Here is a 16775-nt window from a genome sequence, read left to right as displayed (position 1 = left end):
TCATTCACCGGCCCTGAAGGTAGCTGCGCAGAGTTGCGGTGGCCTGCTCCACCTCGGTGACTCTCACATGCTCATCCGACTTATGGGCGTACAGAGGGTTGCCGGGACCGAAATTCACCGCCGGAACGCCGAGTGCACTGAATCGGGACACATCCGTCCAGCCGAGCTTCGGTGCCGGGGACAGTCCGAGTGTGTCGATGAAGTCCTGGGCGATCGCCCTGTCGAGTCCGGGGCGAGCCCCCTCGGCGGCATCGGTGACGACGACGTCGAAACCGGTGAACAGCTCGCGCAGGAAGGATTCCGCCTCGGCGGCCGACTTGCTCGGAGCGAAGCGGTAGTTCACGGACACCACGCACTCGTCGGGCACCACGTTGCCGGCGACTCCGCCGCGGATGTTCACGGCGGACAGGGATTCGCGGTAGTCGAGCCCATCGACCGTGACGGTGCCGGTCTCGAATTCGGCGAGCCGGGTGAGGATCTCGGCGGCAGCGTGGATGGCGTTGACACCCATGAAAGCACGGGCCGAGTGGGCGCGGACTCCGGTGGTGGTGACGTCGACGCGGATGGTTCCGTTGCAGCCGCCTTCGACGGAGGCGTTCGAGGGTTCGCCGAGGATCGCGAAGTCGCCGGCCAGCCAATCGGGATGGCTGCGAGAGACGCGGCCGAGTCCGTTGAGTGAGGCATCGACCTCCTCATGGTCGTAGAAGACCCAGGTGACATCGCGGTTCGGACTGGTCAGCGCGGCCGCGGTGGACAGCTGCATCGCCACTCCGGCCTTCATATCGCAGGCACCCCGCCCCCAGATGACCTCGTCATCGGGGTACTCGTCTCCGGACATGTCGGTGCGTACGGGCGGAAGGTTGTCTTCGACGGGAACGGTGTCGAGGTGGCCGGCGACTACGATGCGCTCGGCCAGCCCCAGGTTCGTGCGAGCGATGACGGTGTCTCCGTCGCGAAGGATCTCCAGGTCCGGTCCCGGACCCGCGCTGATCCTCTCCAGCACAGCGACAACGGCATCGGCGAGGACGGTTTCGTTCCCGGACACGGATTCGATGGCGCACAATCGGCCGGTGAGTTCGGCCGGGTCACCCACCGCGGCGAACAGGTACTCGCCGAGGTCGCCGACGGGCGCGAATATGGCATCAGTCTCAGCAGATGGATCGACAGTCATGTCTCTTAGCCTAGTACGGCGCCACCGTCTAGGCTTGAGGCATGACAGAACGCATCGTTTCCGCACGTGGACTCGCCACGATCCATTCCGACACCGTCCTCTCCGTCTGGTACCCGATACTGAGCACCGGCGATACCCACGACACCGCCGAGGCGGCCGCCACCGCTCGCGCCGCCGACGACGGTCTCGACGCCCTGGAGGGCACCGATGAAGCTCGCGGCACCCGCTCAGAGGTCGTCACCACCACGATCGATCTCGACGCCGGTCCCGCCTCGGCGGCCGACGCCTACCTGCGTCTGCACGCACTGTCCCACCGCGTCGTGACCCCCAACGACGTCAACCTCGACGGAATCTTCGGCCATATCGCCAATGTCGTGTGGACCTCCTTCGGCGCCTGCTCCCCCGAGGATTTCGAGGCCACTCGCGCCAAGCTCCTCGCCCGCGGCCCTGTTGCCGTGTACGGGCTCGACAAGTTCCCGAGGATGACGGACTTCGTCATCCCCTCCGGCGTGCGCATCGCCGACGCCGACCGTGTCCGCCTCGGCGCTCACCTTGCTCCCGGCACCACAGTCATGCACGAAGGCTTCGTGAACTTCAATGCCGGGACGCTCGGTTCGGCCATGGTCGAAGGGCGCATCTCCCAGGGCGTCGTCGTCGGAGACGGATCGGATATCGGCGGCGGAGCCTCGATCATGGGTACGCTCTCCGGCGGCGGCACGCACCGCATCTCCATCGGCTCGGGCAGCCTCCTCGGCGCGAACGCCGGTGTCGGTATCTCCATCGGCGATGACTGCATCGTCGAAGCCGGTCTCTACATCACTGCAGGCACTCGCGTGACGGTCCCCGGCGAAGACGATGCCGTGGTCAAGGCCGCCGAGCTCAGCGGGAAGAACAACATCCTCTTCCGCCGCAATTCTGTCACCGGCACCGTCGAGGCGATCGCTCGCGACTCAAAGGGCATCGAGCTCAACCCCGACCTCCACTGAGTCAGCCTCCGGCGACCGGCGAAACGGGTCTCATCGACCGACCTGCCGTTCGCTGGAAAGATGAGGGCACCTTGTTGACGGTGAGGCGGAAGCCGAATCGCCTGCGAAGAGCAGCCGAGGGCGCGTTCACATCATGTGGACGCGCCCTCAGCGCATTCACTCCTCCGATAACGCGCCCCATCGCTGCAGTCCTAGCGAACACGCACGCATCTGCCTCGCCTGCGAGCGTGCATCCACCATGGCTCGTCGCAAATCACTCCGCTTGAGGCAAAACATCTCGCGCGTGCCATAACGCCCCGTTCCTACAGGGGGTTGTGGCACCAACGGTGACGCATGCCCAAGCACGTGTAGGAGAAGCCACCACCGGCGCATAGTGGCACTACCGGTGCGGGATGGCGAACGAAGGCCCACGCTGAGGACATGTTGGCGACGGGAGGCCTGCCGGAGAAATGCACCTGTGAAAAGGGCAGCGCGGAACAGCGCAGCCGGTGCGGGGGAAAGGGCAGCGGCGCGGGACGGACCTGGGCAGTTACGACTGTGCCGGGCAGGTGAATGCACAACGGCGCCGGGCAGACGAATCTGCTCCGACGCCGTTGCGTCCGCTGGGACTCAGCGTTCGCTGATGTCCTTGTAGTTCCGGTTGTATTCGCCCGTGTAGATCTGTCGGGGACGGCCGATCTTCGTCTCGGGGTCCTTGATCATCTCGCGCCACTGGGCGATCCAGCCGGGCAGGCGACCGACCGAGAAGAGCACGGTGAACATATTCGTCGGGAATCCGAGAGCCTTGTAGATGAGGCCCGTGTAGAAGTCGACGTTCGGGTAGAGCTTGCGCTCGACGAAGTAGTCGTCGGCCAGCGCGATCTCTTCGAGCTGCCGAGCCAGTTCGAGCAGCGGGTCGCCGCCGGACCGCGCGAGAACCTCGTCAGCCGTCTTCTTGATGATCTTCGCGCGCGGATCGTAGTTCTTGTACACGCGGTGACCGAAGCCCATGAGACGGACGCCGTCTTCCTTGTTCTTCACGCGTTCCATGAACTTCTTCGGTCCGTCATCGGAGGCCGCGATCTGCTCGAGCATCTCGAGCACTGCGGAGTTCGCGCCGCCGTGCAGCGGTCCGGCCAGGGCGTTGACGCCGGCCGAGATCGACTGGAACACGTTGGCCTGCGACGAGCCGACGAGGCGAACCGTCGAGGTCGAGCAGTTCTGCTCGTGATCGGCGTGGAGGATGAACAGCTGATCCATGGCCTTGACCGCCAGCGGATCCGGTTCGTATTCCTCAGCGGGAACGCCGAAGTTCACTCGCAGGAAGTTCTCCACGAGGCTCAGCGAGTTATCCGGGTGGATGACCGGCAGGCCCATGTTCTTCCGATGCGCAAGTGCCGCGATGGTCGGCATCTTCGCGAGCAGACGGAACGACGAGGTGTCGATCTGGTCTTCGTCAAAGACATCGAGGTCGTCTTGGTAGAACGTCGACAAAGCCGCGACGGCAGCTGCAACCATAGGCATCGGATGAGCGTCGTACGGGAACGCTCGGAAGAAGCGCCGCAGGTCCTCGTGGACGATGGTGTGTCCGCGCAGGCGAGCGTCGAAGGCATCGTACTGTTCCTGAGTCGGCAGCTCACCGTAGATGAGGAGGTAGCAGACTTCGACGAAGTTCGACTGTTCCGCGAGCTGTTCGATCGGGTAACCGCGGTACTGCAGCTCACCGTTGTCACCATCGATGTAGGTGATGGACGACGAGGTGGTTGCAGTGTTGGCAAACCCTGGATCGTATGTGACCGCGCCGGTCTCTTTGAGCAGAGAACCGATACGGTATCCGTTGTTGCCCGCTGTTGCTGACACCTCGGGCAGTGTCAGCTCCGTATCAGCGATCCTGAGGTTCGCCTCCGAAGTCATTCGATCTCCTCACCGTTGACCGACCCCAAGAACTTCCTGAGGTGTTTTGCACAGTTCTTTCAAAGACTACCGACAACTGCGGGAATCAGAAAATCACTGCACGCTTCATTTACTGGCTGGTAATACGTCTGACCAGGGCAGATAACAGTTTTTCGCCCTGCATGAAGTCTTAGCAGGAACTTAGCGGACGCTCGGAAACCGTCGACTTCCTCGCACCGTGCCCCGCCCTCGTAATCATCTCGCGGCGGCCCGAAGACGCTCGGCCGCGGCTCGAATGCGTTCGTCGGTGGCGGTCAGCGCAATCCGCACATGGTCGGCAGCCGCCGCTCCGTAGAACTCTCCGGGACCCGCCACGATGCCGAGTTCGGCAAGGTCAGCCAGGGACTCCCAGCAGTTCTTGTCCGCGGTCGACCACAGGTAGAGACCGGCAGTCGAATGGTCGATGCGGAATCCGTACTCTTCGAGACCAGTTCGCAGCTGCTCGCGTCGTGACCGGTAGGTCTCCTTCTGCGCCAGCACGTGTTCGGTGTCGCGGAGTCCGGCGACCATGGCTTCCTGAATCGGGAACGGCACGATCATTCCCGCGTGCTTGCGTGAGCGGGTGAGATCGGAGATGAGCTCGGCGTCACCGGCGACGAACGCCGCGCGGTAGCCGGCGAGGTTCGACTGCTTCGACATCGAGTACACACTCAGCACACCGGCATTCGACTCCCCCGCGGCTGCAAGTACGCTCGGCGCCGGCTCATCGGATTCCCAATTGAGCAGTCCGTAGCATTCGTCCGATGCGACGACGACTCCGGCGGCACGAGCACGGCGAACCACCTCGGCGATGGTGTCGACGTCGAGGACCTCACCGGTCGGGTTGCTCGGCGTGTTGATCCACAGCAGACCGACACCGTCCAATGACTCGCCGTCGACGATCTGCGCGGCGTCGAGACGGCGGCATTCGACGCCAGCGATCGTCGCACCCATCTCGTAGGTCGGGTAGGCAGCGGAGGGACAGGCGACGGCCAGTCCTCGCTCGCGCAGTCCCAACAGGGTCGGCAGCCAGGCTACGAGCTCCTTCGAGCCCACAGTCGGCAGGATCTCCGTGGCGGGATCGAGCTGAACCGAGTGCCAGTTCTCGTACCACCAGGCGATGGCTTCACGAAGCTGTGCGGTTCCGGCAGTCGTCGGGTAGCCGTGCGCATCCCCTGCGTCCGACAGCGCACGCCGGATCACCTCGGGGGTGGGGTCGACCGGAGTGCCGATGGAGAGGTCACACACTCCGTCGGGATGCTCGGCGGCCCGGTTGCGGTATTCCGTGAGACGGTCCCAGGGGTAGTCCGGGAGGTTGAGTCCGAAGGCGTTCGTCATCGGTCAGTCGTCGTGGTTCTGCGGCGGCAGGGCGGAGATGATCGGATGGTCCTTGCCGGTGTTGCCGAGCTTCGCGGCACCGCCGGGCGAACCGAGGTCGTCGAAGAATTCGACATTGGCCTTGTAGTACTCTTCCCACTCATCGGGCACATCGTCCTCATAGAAGATGGCCTCGACGGGGCACACCGGTTCGCACGCACCGCAGTCGACGCATTCGTCGGGGTGGATGTACAGGCTGCGTTCGCCCTCGTAGATGCAGTCGACGGGGCATTCGTCGATGCAGGCCTTGTCCTTGAGGTCGACACAGGGCTGGGCAATGATGTACGTCACTGGGCTGACTCCTCGAAAGACTCACAGATGGTGCGCATATACATCCCACAATACGCCTTCGCCCGATTCCCGTGACCACCGGTCTCAAGTGATTCGCATTGCATCTGACATCCCTGACCACGCCTGCACCCGACCGGGGCGCGCGTGTCATAGGGTGGGAGGGCATCAATTTCGCGGAGGAAGGCCAGAAGTGGACGATCTGCAGCCCGGCAGACGAGTGGTCGTGCGGTATTCGCTCGCACCCGGTGACACCCATTCGACGTCGGATGCCCTCGGCGTCGTCACAGCCGTCGACGAGGCGGGGCTCGAGATCGATACGAAGCGCGGTCCCCTGCGCATCGCTCGCGCCCAGATCCTCCTCGTCCACGAGGTGCCCCCGGCTCCGACGAAGGCCGGGCGCACGCATGAGATCGTCTCCGCCGTGGATCTGCGGCGCATCTCGGCCGCCGCCTGGCTTCCTCACGACGTGTCCTGGCTGCACGTGGAGAATCTGCGCAACGAAGGCACCGAGGCGGCCGCCGAGGTCAGCCTGCTGCAGAAGGGCTGGCTGCTGCGGCATTCGGAATCAGCGACCCGGCGCGCCAATTCCTGCCTGCCGGTGACCGACACCGGACTCGGGTGGGAACAGGGACTCGATGCCGTCGAGGAGTGGTATCGGACCCGAGGCAGGCCGAGCCGCGTCCAGATCTATTCCGCTGACGATTCCTCGACGCTGGCACCCGAATGTGAGGGGCTCGCTCCCCTGCTCTCGGCTCGCGGCTACACCCCTTCCGAGGCCACACTTCTGCTCACAGGCGCCACGGCAGAGGCAGCCGGCGGTGCATCCTCCCCCGCCGAGGCGGCCGCGGCCGGACTGATCGTCGACGTCTCCGATGCCCCGACCTCCGAGCATTTCGCCGCATGGACGTCGCAGCGCAACCCCGGTGAGGAACCGGGTTCAGCTGAGGCGTTCAAGACGCTCATCGAAGCCGATCAGCCGTGTGAGTTCGTCACCGCCTACGCCGAGCATCCCGATGGGTCCCGGACTATGGTGGCGGCCTGCAGGGTGGTCGAGCGCAGCAAATGGGGTGTCATCACCAACCTCATCACCCGTCCCGATCTGCGCAGACGCGGTGCCGGACGTTCGGTGGCCGCAGCCGCGGCAGCACTGCTCGCTCAGCGCGGGGTCAGGTCCTACCTCGTCGACGTCGAGTCGAGCAATGAGGCATCACTGGGCCTCTTCGCCTCTCTCGGAGCCGCAGTGCGTCACCGGTCCTGGTACGCCGAAGCACGCTGACCGGTCAGCCGGCCGGAATCCAGCGGGGAGGGCTCAGCCCTTGCACTCGACCTTGTTCACCGGCCGGTAGACCGTGGTGAAGCCGTCCTTCGTGGTCTTACCCGAAGCGATGTCTTTCATGGTCCGGGTGATCCGGATCGACCAGCCGCCCTTCGGCGACTGCGGGGAGCAAGAAGGCCCGCTTTCGGTGACCGACCCCGGTGACGTGTGGTTGAACCGGTCCGAGGCGTCGGCCGACACATCGTACTTCTTGACGCCGAAGACCTTCGCGTGGACCTCTCCGTCTTTGAGGTACATGTCGAGGACGACCGGAGTCTTCGAGTTGTTCGTGAACTTCATATCGATCGACGACCAGTCGAGGGTCGACTCGCGGCCCTCCGGGTAGCGGGAGATATAGCGCGAATGCGCCTGGTGTTCGTCGAGTTCGAAGCCGGCGAAGAACGCCGCATTGAACAGGGTCGTCGACACCTGCGAGACGCCGCCGCCGTAGTCTTCCTTCATCTGCCCTTCGGAGATCACGCCGGCAGGTTTGTAGCCGTTTGCGGCGGTGCGCTGGCCCAGAGCTTCATTGAGGGAGAACTGCTCACCGGGTTTGAGAACGGTGCCGGAGACCCTCTTCGCAGCCACTCGCAGGTTCGTATCGCGGTTGGGTTCGGAGCTGTAGCCGGTGGAGAAGTGTGACACGGTGTCGGAGACATCGGCCTTCTTCGCGTCCTTCGTCGTGAACTCGGGTTTGACCGAGGCCAGAGTGACCGTGGGCTTGTCCTCCTTGCCGTTGATGGCATCGGTGACCGCGCCGGTCAGCTCCTTGGCCTTGATCCCGATTCCATCGCGGGAGGGCACGACCTCGGGCTTGCCGTCCTTGATCTCGAAACTCGCGTCTTCGGCCGGTCGCCCGATGTCCTTGTTCGCGGCCAGCACGGACTTCTGCAAAGCCTCCTGATCGAAGACAGGCTTGAGCTTCGAGTCCTCGGCCTTGAACGTCAGAGTCTTCGCGACGGTCTTCGGAGACACGGTGAGGTCACCGCCCTTGACCTTCGAATCCGCATCCTTCCCGGGCTTCGCCGTGATCGTGAGGTCCTTGCTCACGGCGTCTTTCGCGAATCCGTCGGCCATGTCCTCGGCTTCGGACGTGGTGATATCGGGATCGACGTTCGTCGGAATGACCGGGAGAGCATCCTCGGTGCGCAGCCAATGATCGTCGACGGCGGTGCGCACGGCGGCGGTCTCGACGGTCTGGCCGTTCTTGCCGTCCTTGACCTTCGGTGTGGTCTTGTCGAACTCGAGTTCGGCGTCTTTGGGATCCACGGCCAGGGATTCCGTGACCTTCGCGGTTTCCTTGTCGAACTTCTCCTCGTCGACCTCGATGACGGGATCGACTTCGTCCTCACCGAACAGGCGGTCCCAGATGACGGTGGGGTCGAGGCTGAAGCCGGTGATGCGCTCGACTGTCGCTTCCGCGTCGAAGGTGATTCCGGCCTTCTCCGGGTCGAGCTTCGCCGTCGGTTCTCCGGCCTTCAAGACGATGTCCTTCTCCGCGTCATCGCGCAGGTCGTTGCGCAGTGTATTCTCGGCGTCTGTCGCGGACTTGCCGCCGATGTCGATTCCGGCCACGGTCGTCCCCGGTGCGAGCATACGACCGCTGAAGAAGCCGATCACCACATAGATGGCGGCCAGCACGACGACGGCCACGAGGATGAAGGGCCAGACCGACTTCTTCCGGACAGCGCTGCCGGACGGGTCGGGCCCGCCTGCGTTCGAGGTTCCATCGGACAGGGTATTGGTCGGCATCATTCTCCCGAGGGTGTCGATAACGACTGATTCGGTGCGGTTCGCACGAGTCTATCGAGTGCGATCGTGCCCGCGCACGTTGATGAAGGAGAAGACGGCAGCCAGGACCATCGGTCCGAGCAGCCACACAACTGAACGCAGCAGTCCGGTGACGATCATATCGGCGCCGGGCAGCCACTTCGGCTGACCGAAGACGAAGGACAGTACGGCGATGATCACGGCGGCGACCAGCATCGGGGCGCTGCTGCGATACATCGTTTTCAGGTGCCACAGTCCCGCCGCGGCCAGAGCCAGGGCCAGCACGAGTCCCCACGGCAGGATGATCGGGGTCTCGCCGAGGTTGACCACCGTGACGTTGAGGTGCTGCATGGTGCCGAGGAAGGCGATGAGCAGTCCGAGCACAGCGGAGTGGAGGTAGGCGAAGATTCCCGGCTTCCGCGGTGCGCGTCGCCGTCGCAGGGGCTGAACCGCTGTATTCTCCTGAGCTTCGACCACTGCGACATCGAGGCCGGTGAGCACGTGCGGGGCCGATCCGGCGTTGAGGATCTCGGACGGGATCGGCGCTCCGGCTCCGATCGAGAAGTATTCGCGGTCGCCGATCTTCTGGCCGACACCGTTGGACAGAGCGAAGAAACCGCCTGACACACTCACCTGCGTACGGTGGGCTTCCAACGCTGCCCGTTTCGCCGGCAGCACCGCGCTGACGTCCTGGTCGATGACGATCTGACCGACAGGCGGTTTGGCCGGGATCGTCTCGGCGGGGGCGAATCCGGTGTCTGCGAAGCCTGCCTGGTGCGGGTCGAACGAATGGCGGGCCACCTCGGTGGGGGTGTCGACGTAGAGCAGTCGACCGGTCCGCCATTCGGCGAAGTCGATTGCCGCGGTCGTGGCCTCGTGCACCCGCACGTGGTCGGGGTGACCATAGCCCCCGTTGGCGGCGTAGGTGATGATCGCATGCGGTTCGAAGGCGTCGATGACGGCGGCGATGTGTCTGGCCACGGTCGTGATGTCGGCTGCGCTCAGAGCGTTGTCGGTCATCGATGCCGCGGGTCGAGCGTGACCGTCCGGTCCCCATTCCATTCCCGAATCCTCAAAGGTGCGCGTGGTCCCGCCGAGGAAGGTGTGCATACGCACGCCGAGAGCACGCATCGCCTCGGCGATCTCCTGCTCCCGGACCCGGGCGAGACCGGCCCGGTCGCCCTCGAGCTGCTTCAGCTCTGCGGGGATGACCTCGCCGCCCTCACCGCGGGTGGCTGTGAGCACCATGACCTCGGCACCCTCGGAGACCAATTCGGCGATCGTGCCGCCCGTCGTGATCGTCTCATCGTCGGGATGAGCGTGCACGAGGAGGACGCGTGGCGTAACAGTCATTGGTTCCTGGGTGCTCGAGGTCATTCGGTGCTGCCGGATCAAGGAATCCGGCTCAGGCGTTCTGGCGGCGCATCTTCGCGTAGAGCTTTGCGCGTTCCTTCTGATCGAGTTCGACCTTGCGGATGCGGATGGCACCCGGGGTGACCTCGACGCACTCGTCCTCACGAGCGAACTCGAGGCTCTCCTCGAGGGTCAGCTTGCGCGGCGGAGTGAGGTTCTCGAAGCTGTCGGCAGAAGCCGAACGCATGTTCGTCAGCTTCTTCTCCTTCGTGATGTTGACGTCCATATCGTCGGCGCGCGAGTTCTCGCCCACGATCTGGCCCTCGTAGACCTCGGAGGTCGGTTCGACGAAGAAGGTACCGCGGTCCTGCAGGTTGATCATCGCGTACGGGGTCACTGTTCCCGCGCGGTCGGCCACGAGAGATCCGTTGATGCGGAACTCGATATTGCCGGCCCACGGTCCGTATCCGGCCGAGATCGTGTTCGCGATACCGGTGCCGCGGGTCTCGGTGAGGAACCGAGTGCGGAATCCGATGAGGCCGCGAGCGGGGACCTTGAACTCCATCCGCACCCAGCCGGTGCCGTGGTTCGTCATGGTCGACATGACACCCTTGCGGGCAGCCAGCAGCTGGGTCACGGCGCCGAGGTAGTCCTCCGGCACATCGACCGTGAGCTCTTCGAAGGGCTCATGGACCTTGCCGTCGACCTGTTTGGTCACAACCTGAGGCTTGCCGACCGTGAGTTCGAATCCTTCACGGCGCATCTGCTCGACGAGGATGGCCAGAGCCAGCTCACCGCGACCCTGGACCTCCCAGGCGTCGGGGCGTTCGGTCGGGACGACTTTGAGCGAGACGTTGCCGACGAGCTCCTGGTCGAGGCGGTCCTTGACCATGCGGGCGGTGACCTTCGTGTTCTTCTCACGGCCGGCCAACGGGGAGGTGTTGATACCCACGGTCATCGAGATCGCCGGATCGTCGATGACGATCGCCGGCATCGGCTTCGGATTGTTGATGTCGGTGAGCGTGTCACCGATCATGATGTCGGGAATGCCGGCGACGGCGACGATGTCACCGGCCGAGGCCTCCGTGGCGGGCACCCGGTCGAGACCCTGGGTCTCGAGCAGTTCGGTGATCTTCACCGAGCTGATCTCGTCACCGCGGGCCCAGGCGACCTGCTGGCCCTTCTTCAACGTGCCGCCGAAGATGCGCAGCAGAGCCAGACGGCCGAGGAACGGCGAGGCGTCGAGGTTCGTGACATGTGCCTGGAGGATGCCGTCGGAGTTGATCTCCGGTGCCGGGATCGTCTCGAGAATGGTCTTGAACAGCGGTTCGAGGTCGGGGTTGTCCGGGACCGCTCCATCGGCGGGCTGTTCGAGGGAGGCGGCACCTGCCTTCGCGGCGGCGAAGACGACGGGCACATCGAGGACGGAGTCGACGTCGAGGTCGGGGACTTCGTCGGCGAGGTCGGAGGCCAGACCCAGGAGCAGGTCCTGAGCTTCCTCGACGACTCCGTCGATGCGGGCATCGGCACGGTCGGTCTTGTTGATCACGAGGATGACGGGCAGCTTCGCGGCCAGCGTCTTGCGCAGGACGAAGCGGGTCTGCGGCAGCGGACCTTCCGATGCGTCGACGAGGAGGACGACGCCGTCGACCATGGACAGTCCGCGCTCGACCTCACCACCGAAGTCGGCGTGCCCGGGGGTGTCGATGACGTTGATGACGATGGGGTCCTCGCCGGCCGAGGGACCGTTGTAGAGGACGGAGGTGTTCTTCGCGAGAATGGTGATGCCCTTCTCACGTTCGAGGTCGCCTGAATCCATGACGCGTTCGGCGAAGTCGCCGTGTTCGCTGAACACACCGGTCTGCCGGAGCATGGCGTCGACCAGCGTGGTCTTGCCGTGGTCGACGTGTGCGACGATTGCTACGTTTCGGCGGTTTTCCCGTCGTGTGATGGCTTCAGTCATCAAGAACCTTTTTGAGATAGAGAGATCGGTCCAGCCCGGACCCAACAGACAATTATACGGCCACCCGCACGCTCTCGCGTGCAGGTGGCCGTCAGCTTGGGCGGACTCAGGCGTTCATCGTGGCCTCGAGAACCGCGTCCCTGGCCTCCCGACGCTTGCGCTGCTCCTGCGGATCCGGAACGGGAACCGCAGACAGCAGACGCTGTGTGTACGGGTGGACGGGGTTCGACACGACCTGTGAGGACTTGCCGATCTCGACGAGGTAGCCGTGGCGCATCACCGCGATGCGCTCGGCGATGCGCTCGACCACGGCCAGGTCGTGGCTGATGAACAGACACGCGAAGCCGTATTCCTTCTGCAGACCTTCGAACAGGTCGAGGACCTTCGCCTGCACGGACACGTCGAGGGCCGAGGTCGGCTCATCGGCGATGAGCAGCTTCGGGCGCAGGGTCAGGGCACGGGCGATGCCGATGCGCTGACGCTGACCTCCGGAGAGCTCATGCGGATAGCGGTTGCGCATAGAAGTCGGCAGTTCGACCGCGGTCAGCAGCTCCTCGACCCGCTTGCTCAGCTCCGGCCCTTTCATCCCCTCGTGGAGGTAGAGCGGCTCACCGATCGACTCTCCGACCGGCAGTCGCGGGTTGAGCGAGGAACCGGGATCCTGGAACACGATCCCGACTTCCTTGCGCAGGGGCCTCATCTGCTTATTGCTCAGGCCCTTGATGCTCGTGCCGTTGACGACCATGTCGCCTTCAACGGTGGGCAGCAGCCCGAGAGCGGCGCGCCCGATCGTGGTCTTGCCCGACCCCGACTCCCCCACCAGGCCCACGACTTCGCCGGGGGCGATCATTAGATTGATGTGATGAGCGGCGCGGAAGGCCTTCTTCCTTCCGATTGCGGGGTACTCGATCGCGGCGTCACGCAGCTGCAGGGCAGAGGGCTTCGAGAAGTCCGCCTGCGAACCTGGATGGTAGTACGTCTCCGTGGAGTCCATCTCGATATCGGGACGGTCCTGCGCGGTCACCTGAGCGCGAGCCTCGGCCACGGCCATATCGGCAGCCCCGGCCTCGGAGAGACCGTCGCCACCTACGGCGGAGTCCGGTGCGCCGACCGGGTCATCGGCGTGCGAGGCCTGATCGGAAGTGATATCGGACAGCGAGGCCTCGACATCGTCGATGCTACCGCCGAATGCTTCGCTGTCGGTACCCTCACCGAGGTGGGGAACAGCCTCGAGGAGCTGCTTCGTATACGGATGCTGCGGGTTGTAGAAGATCTCCTCCGCGGTACCCGATTCGACCACCTTGCCGGCGCGCATGACGATGATGCGATCGGCCATATCCGCCACCACGCCCATATCGTGCGTGATGAGGATGATGCCCGCATCGAGCTTCGACTTCAGTTCGCGCATGAGCTTGAGGATCTCGGCCTGCACCGTGACGTCGAGCGCCGTGGTCGGCTCATCGGCGATGAGCAGCTTCGGCTGACAGGCCAGAGCCTGCGCGATCATGATGCGCTGACGCTGACCGCCGGAGAGCTGATGCGGGAACGAATGGAACCGATCCTCCGGATCAGGGATCTCCACCAGCCGCATGAGCTCGAGCGCCCGTTGCTTCGCCTCACTGGGACCGATGTCGAGGTGGACGCGCAGCGTCTCCACGATCTGGTACCCCGCGGTGTAGACCGGGTTGAGCGCAGTCATCGGCTCCTGGAAGATCACGGAGATGTCGTTGCCGCGCACGGCCTGCATCTTCTCCGGAGGCATGCCGATGAGTTCGCGCCCATTGAGCTTCGCTGAGCCGGTCGCACGGCCGTTGCTCGGCAGGAGGCCGAGCAGTGACATGCTCGACTGCGACTTTCCGGAGCCGGACTCGCCGACGATCGCAAGAACCTCGCCGGCATTGACCGTGTAGTCGAGGTGTTCGGCGGCCATCCACCATTCGTCGCTGACCCAGAACTGGACTCCGAGGTCATTGACCTCGAGGATCGGGGAGCCCGTCTTCGGCTGGGCCTCTGCTTTCTTCTCAGCCATCACTTCGCCTCTTTCTGTGCCATGCGCTCGGCCTTCTTCATCTTCCTCCAACTCGGGATGGTCTTCATCCGCGGGTCGAACGCGTCGCGCAGACCGTCGCCGATGAAGTTCACACACAGAGCGATGACGATGATGAACAAGCCGGGCCACCAGAACAGCCACGGACGAGTGGCGAAGGAGGTCTGGTATTCGCTGATGAGCTGTCCCAACGAGATGCCGGGCGGTTTGATGCCGAAGCCGAGGTAGCTCAGCGAGGCTTCGAGCACGATCGCCTGACTCATGATCAGCGTCGTGTTGACGATGATGACGCCCATGGCATTGGGCAGCATGTGCTTGAACATGATCCGGAAATCGCTGGCCCCGGCCACGCGGGCCGAATCGACGAACTCCCGTTCGCGCAGCGACATGAAGTCACCGCGGACGAGACGTGCAAGACCCACCCAGAGGATGCAGCCCAGCGCCACACCGAGCAGCGGGCCGTTCGCTCCGCCGACGAGCACACCGAGGATCGATCCGACCACGATGACCGGCAGGATGACGAAACCGTCGGTGATGCGCATGAGCACCGAATCGACCCAACCGCGGTAGTAGCCCGCAACAGCACCGACGACCGTGCCGATGATCAGGCAGACGATGCCGATGATGAACATGACGACGAGAGAGATCTGTGTCCCTTTCATCACTCGGGAGAAGTTGTCACGACCGATCTCATCCTGACCGAAGGGATGATCACCGAGTGAGAAGAAGTTCGCAAACGACCAGGTCGGGGCTCCGCCGGGGTTGACCACGGGCCCGGACGCCGTATGACTGAACTTCCACCAACCGGGGATTCCCGCAAATCCCTGTGCGCTGAAGGCGAAGATGGCCACGAGCACAAGGACGACGATGGAGATCATCGCGCCTTTGTGACGGAGGAATTTGCGCAGGACGATCTTGCCCTGGGAAAGACCTTCGGTTTCCTTCGACTCGATCGCATTGTCCCCGACTTCGTCGAGGGCGAGAGCGTTCTGTTTGTCGTTGTCAGTACTCATGCGTTCACTCGGATTCTCGGGTCGAGGACGGCATAGAGGAAGTCCGCGACCAGGTTGGCGATGATAGCGAGCAGGCCTGTGATCAGGATGTAGGCCATGACCGGGTCGAGCTCTGCCTGTCTCAGCGAATCGATGAAGAGCTTGCCCATGCCGTTCCAGCCGAAGATCGTCTCCGTGATGACGGCACCGCCGATCATTGTGATGATGTCGACGGGAACGACCGAGGCCAATGGCAGCAGCGCATTGCGCATAGCGTGCCGCATGATCACCGTACGTTCGTTGAGACCTTTGGCTCGTGCCGTGCGGATGTAGTCCTGGCCCAGGACCTCGAGCATCGAACCGCGGGTATAGCGGGTGTACGAGGCGAAGGAGATGAGGACGAGAGCGATCGACGGCAGCAGCAGGTGAGTGAACGAGTCGAGGTTCGTGATCCAGAAGTCGCCGTCGATATTCGGCGCCGATGCACCGATCGTCGCGATCGGACGATTGTTGATGGCCGGGTCGTCCGAATACTCCTGCCAGCCCTGCAGCACACGGTCGGCGAAGATGAGCACTGCCACGATGATGGCCGTGAAGCTCGTCGTGCGCGCGGTATCCCAGGGATCCGGGCCTCGGAATGCCAGACCGATGCCGACGGCGACGGCGATCGCAACGATGAAGAGCCCGAACATCCACAGCCAGTTCATGTCGACGTAGTAGAAGAGGTTCATCAGCGGCCAGTAGAGCAGCGCGCCGACGGCCACCGTGATGAGTGTGGCATAGAGCACGCGGCGGTTCTTCAGGCCCGTCGACAGGTACGTCATGACGATGGCCGCACCGGCGCCGATGACGACCACGCCGAGGAGGCCGATCGTCGGGTGCTGCATCCAGCCGCTGGCGAGGATGTAGTAGATGGTGCCGAAGGTGATGACCGCTGCGGCGACGAAGGTGATCACGCGACGCTTCGCGCTGCCGCCGAGCGCACCCATCCAGAACAGCCCCATGGCCACACAGCCGATGATGATCGGCCACCAGGATTCCAAGGTCGGATCGTTGATGAAGTTGTTGATGTCGATCGCTCCGTACTGCTTGAGCAGCACCGCCACCCAGAAGACGGGCAGCGAGTAGAGGAGGAACGAGACGAAGGTGATGAAGTAGTCGAAGCCCGAGTACTGGCGGATGGCCGAGATCATGCCGACGGCGATGCCGAGGATGATGGCCACGATCGTCGAGGCGGTGATGAGCTTGATCGTGTTGACGATCGCGCCCTGCAGCTGTTCGGTGACTTCCTGACCCGACTTCCAGGCGATGCCGAAGTCACATTGGCCGATGGCGCAGCCGCCGACTCCTGCCAACCACTTGAAATACCGGACGATGGCCGGAGTGTCGAGGTCGAGGAGACGTCGACGCGACTCGTAGAGAGCTTCGATGTTCGGTGATGTGCTCGCGCGCAGGTCCCAGAAGAAGTCGAGCGCGACGTTGAGGAGCAGGTAGAGGACGAAGGTGACGACGAGGAGCACGAGCGCTGTCGACAGCAATCGTCGGAGGATGAATCTGATCATGATGGGAGTTCCGTTTCAATCTTCCGAAAACGCCGCT

General features: G+C 63.8%; 12 protein-coding genes. 2 read left to right on the top strand and 10 right to left on the bottom strand.

Features of this window, described 5'->3' with window-relative positions; genetic code table 11:
• Positions 1–4: 4 nt before the first annotated feature.
• Positions 5–1171: a succinyl-diaminopimelate desuccinylase gene (gene dapE, locus ACVZTU_RS07870; RefSeq protein WP_139466932.1), complete on the bottom strand. Its 1167-nt coding sequence runs from the start codon at positions 1169–1171 to the stop codon at positions 5–7.
• Between the two features lie 41 nt (positions 1172–1212).
• On the opposite strand from dapE, the gene dapD reads away from it, so the two are divergent.
• Positions 1213–2157, top strand: coding sequence for a 2,3,4,5-tetrahydropyridine-2,6-dicarboxylate N-succinyltransferase (gene dapD / locus ACVZTU_RS07865; RefSeq protein ID WP_139466931.1), 945 nt, complete (start codon positions 1213–1215; stop codon positions 2155–2157).
• Between the two features lie 609 nt (positions 2158–2766).
• Here dapD and ACVZTU_RS07860 read toward each other — a convergent pair.
• The 3 genes from ACVZTU_RS07860 to fdxA form a co-directional block, all read right to left on the bottom strand.
• Entirely contained in the window at positions 2767–4050 is a 1284-nt protein-coding gene (locus ACVZTU_RS07860; RefSeq protein ID WP_482401687.1) for a citrate synthase, read from the bottom strand.
• 234 nt (positions 4051–4284) lie between these two features.
• Positions 4285–5406: a succinyldiaminopimelate transaminase gene (gene dapC, locus ACVZTU_RS07855; RefSeq protein WP_172169106.1), complete on the bottom strand. Its 1122-nt coding sequence runs from the start codon at positions 5404–5406 to the stop codon at positions 4285–4287.
• 3 nt (positions 5407–5409) lie between these two features.
• Complete coding sequence (fdxA, locus tag ACVZTU_RS07850) at positions 5410–5736, bottom strand: ferredoxin (protein ID WP_025776980.1); 327 nt, start codon at positions 5734–5736, stop codon at positions 5410–5412.
• Between the two features lie 190 nt (positions 5737–5926).
• Between fdxA and ACVZTU_RS07845 the strand changes: the two genes are divergently transcribed.
• Positions 5927–7012: a GNAT family N-acetyltransferase gene (locus ACVZTU_RS07845; protein ID WP_139907636.1), complete on the top strand. Its 1086-nt coding sequence runs from the start codon at positions 5927–5929 to the stop codon at positions 7010–7012.
• A gap of 33 nt (positions 7013–7045) precedes the next feature.
• Here ACVZTU_RS07845 and ACVZTU_RS07840 read toward each other — a convergent pair whose 3' ends face one another.
• The 6 genes from ACVZTU_RS07840 to ACVZTU_RS07815 all read right to left on the bottom strand — a co-directional run bounded on the left by ACVZTU_RS07840 (position 7046) and on the right by ACVZTU_RS07815 (position 16738).
• The gene (locus ACVZTU_RS07840) at positions 7046–8806 is read right to left on the bottom strand and encodes a VanW family protein (protein WP_482401686.1); all 1761 of its coding nucleotides are present in this window, start codon (positions 8804–8806) and stop codon (positions 7046–7048) included.
• A 48-nt stretch (positions 8807–8854) separates the two neighbouring features.
• Positions 8855–10174, bottom strand: coding sequence for a PIG-L family deacetylase (locus tag ACVZTU_RS07835; RefSeq protein WP_181270425.1), 1320 nt, complete (start codon positions 10172–10174; stop codon positions 8855–8857).
• A gap of 52 nt (positions 10175–10226) precedes the next feature.
• Positions 10227–12137, bottom strand: coding sequence for a translational GTPase TypA (gene typA / locus ACVZTU_RS07830; protein ID WP_139466927.1), 1911 nt, complete (start codon positions 12135–12137; stop codon positions 10227–10229).
• A 106-nt stretch (positions 12138–12243) separates the two neighbouring features.
• The gene (locus ACVZTU_RS07825) at positions 12244–14166 is read right to left on the bottom strand and encodes an ABC transporter ATP-binding protein (RefSeq protein ID WP_139466926.1); all 1923 of its coding nucleotides are present in this window, start codon (positions 14164–14166) and stop codon (positions 12244–12246) included.
• Positions 14166–15197, bottom strand: coding sequence for an ABC transporter permease (locus ACVZTU_RS07820; protein ID WP_139466925.1), 1032 nt, complete (start codon positions 15195–15197; stop codon positions 14166–14168). Before ACVZTU_RS07820 ends, ACVZTU_RS07825 begins: the two co-directional genes overlap by 1 nt.
• Entirely contained in the window at positions 15194–16738 is a 1545-nt protein-coding gene (locus ACVZTU_RS07815; RefSeq protein WP_139907628.1) for an ABC transporter permease, read from the bottom strand. The genes ACVZTU_RS07820 and ACVZTU_RS07815 overlap by 4 nt, the downstream gene beginning before the upstream one ends.
• Positions 16739–16775 lie beyond the last annotated feature (37 nt).

The sequence above is a fragment of the Brevibacterium sp. OS20 genome, assembly GCF_056837565.1.
The sequence above is the reverse complement of the archived record's forward strand: the minus strand, read 5'-3'. Positions and strand labels throughout refer to the sequence as shown.

Bases quoted from the DNA above. Each gene is read 5' to 3' on its own strand.
- dapE (WP_139466932.1), bottom strand. From the start codon at position 1,171: ATGACTGTCGATCCATCTGCTGAGACTGATGCCATATTCGCGCCCGTC.
- dapD (WP_139466931.1), top strand. From the start codon at position 1,213: ATGACAGAACGCATCGTTTCCGCACGTGGACTCGCCACGATCCATTCC.
- ACVZTU_RS07860 (WP_482401687.1), bottom strand. From the start codon at position 4,050: ATGACTTCGGAGGCGAACCTCAGGATCGCTGATACGGAGCTGACACTG.
- dapC (WP_172169106.1), bottom strand. From the start codon at position 5,406: ATGACGAACGCCTTCGGACTCAACCTCCCGGACTACCCCTGGGACCGT.
- ACVZTU_RS07840 (WP_482401686.1), bottom strand. From the start codon at position 8,806: ATGATGCCGACCAATACCCTGTCCGATGGAACCTCGAACGCAGGCGGG.
- ACVZTU_RS07835 (WP_181270425.1), bottom strand. From the start codon at position 10,174: ATGACTGTTACGCCACGCGTCCTCCTCGTGCACGCTCATCCCGACGAT.
- typA (WP_139466927.1), bottom strand. From the start codon at position 12,137: ATGACTGAAGCCATCACACGACGGGAAAACCGCCGAAACGTAGCAATC.
- ACVZTU_RS07825 (WP_139466926.1), bottom strand. From the start codon at position 14,166: ATGGCTGAGAAGAAAGCAGAGGCCCAGCCGAAGACGGGCTCCCCGATC.
- ACVZTU_RS07820 (WP_139466925.1), bottom strand. From the start codon at position 15,197: ATGAGTACTGACAACGACAAACAGAACGCTCTCGCCCTCGACGAAGTC.
- ACVZTU_RS07815 (WP_139907628.1), bottom strand. From the start codon at position 16,738: ATGATCAGATTCATCCTCCGACGATTGCTGTCGACAGCGCTCGTGCTC.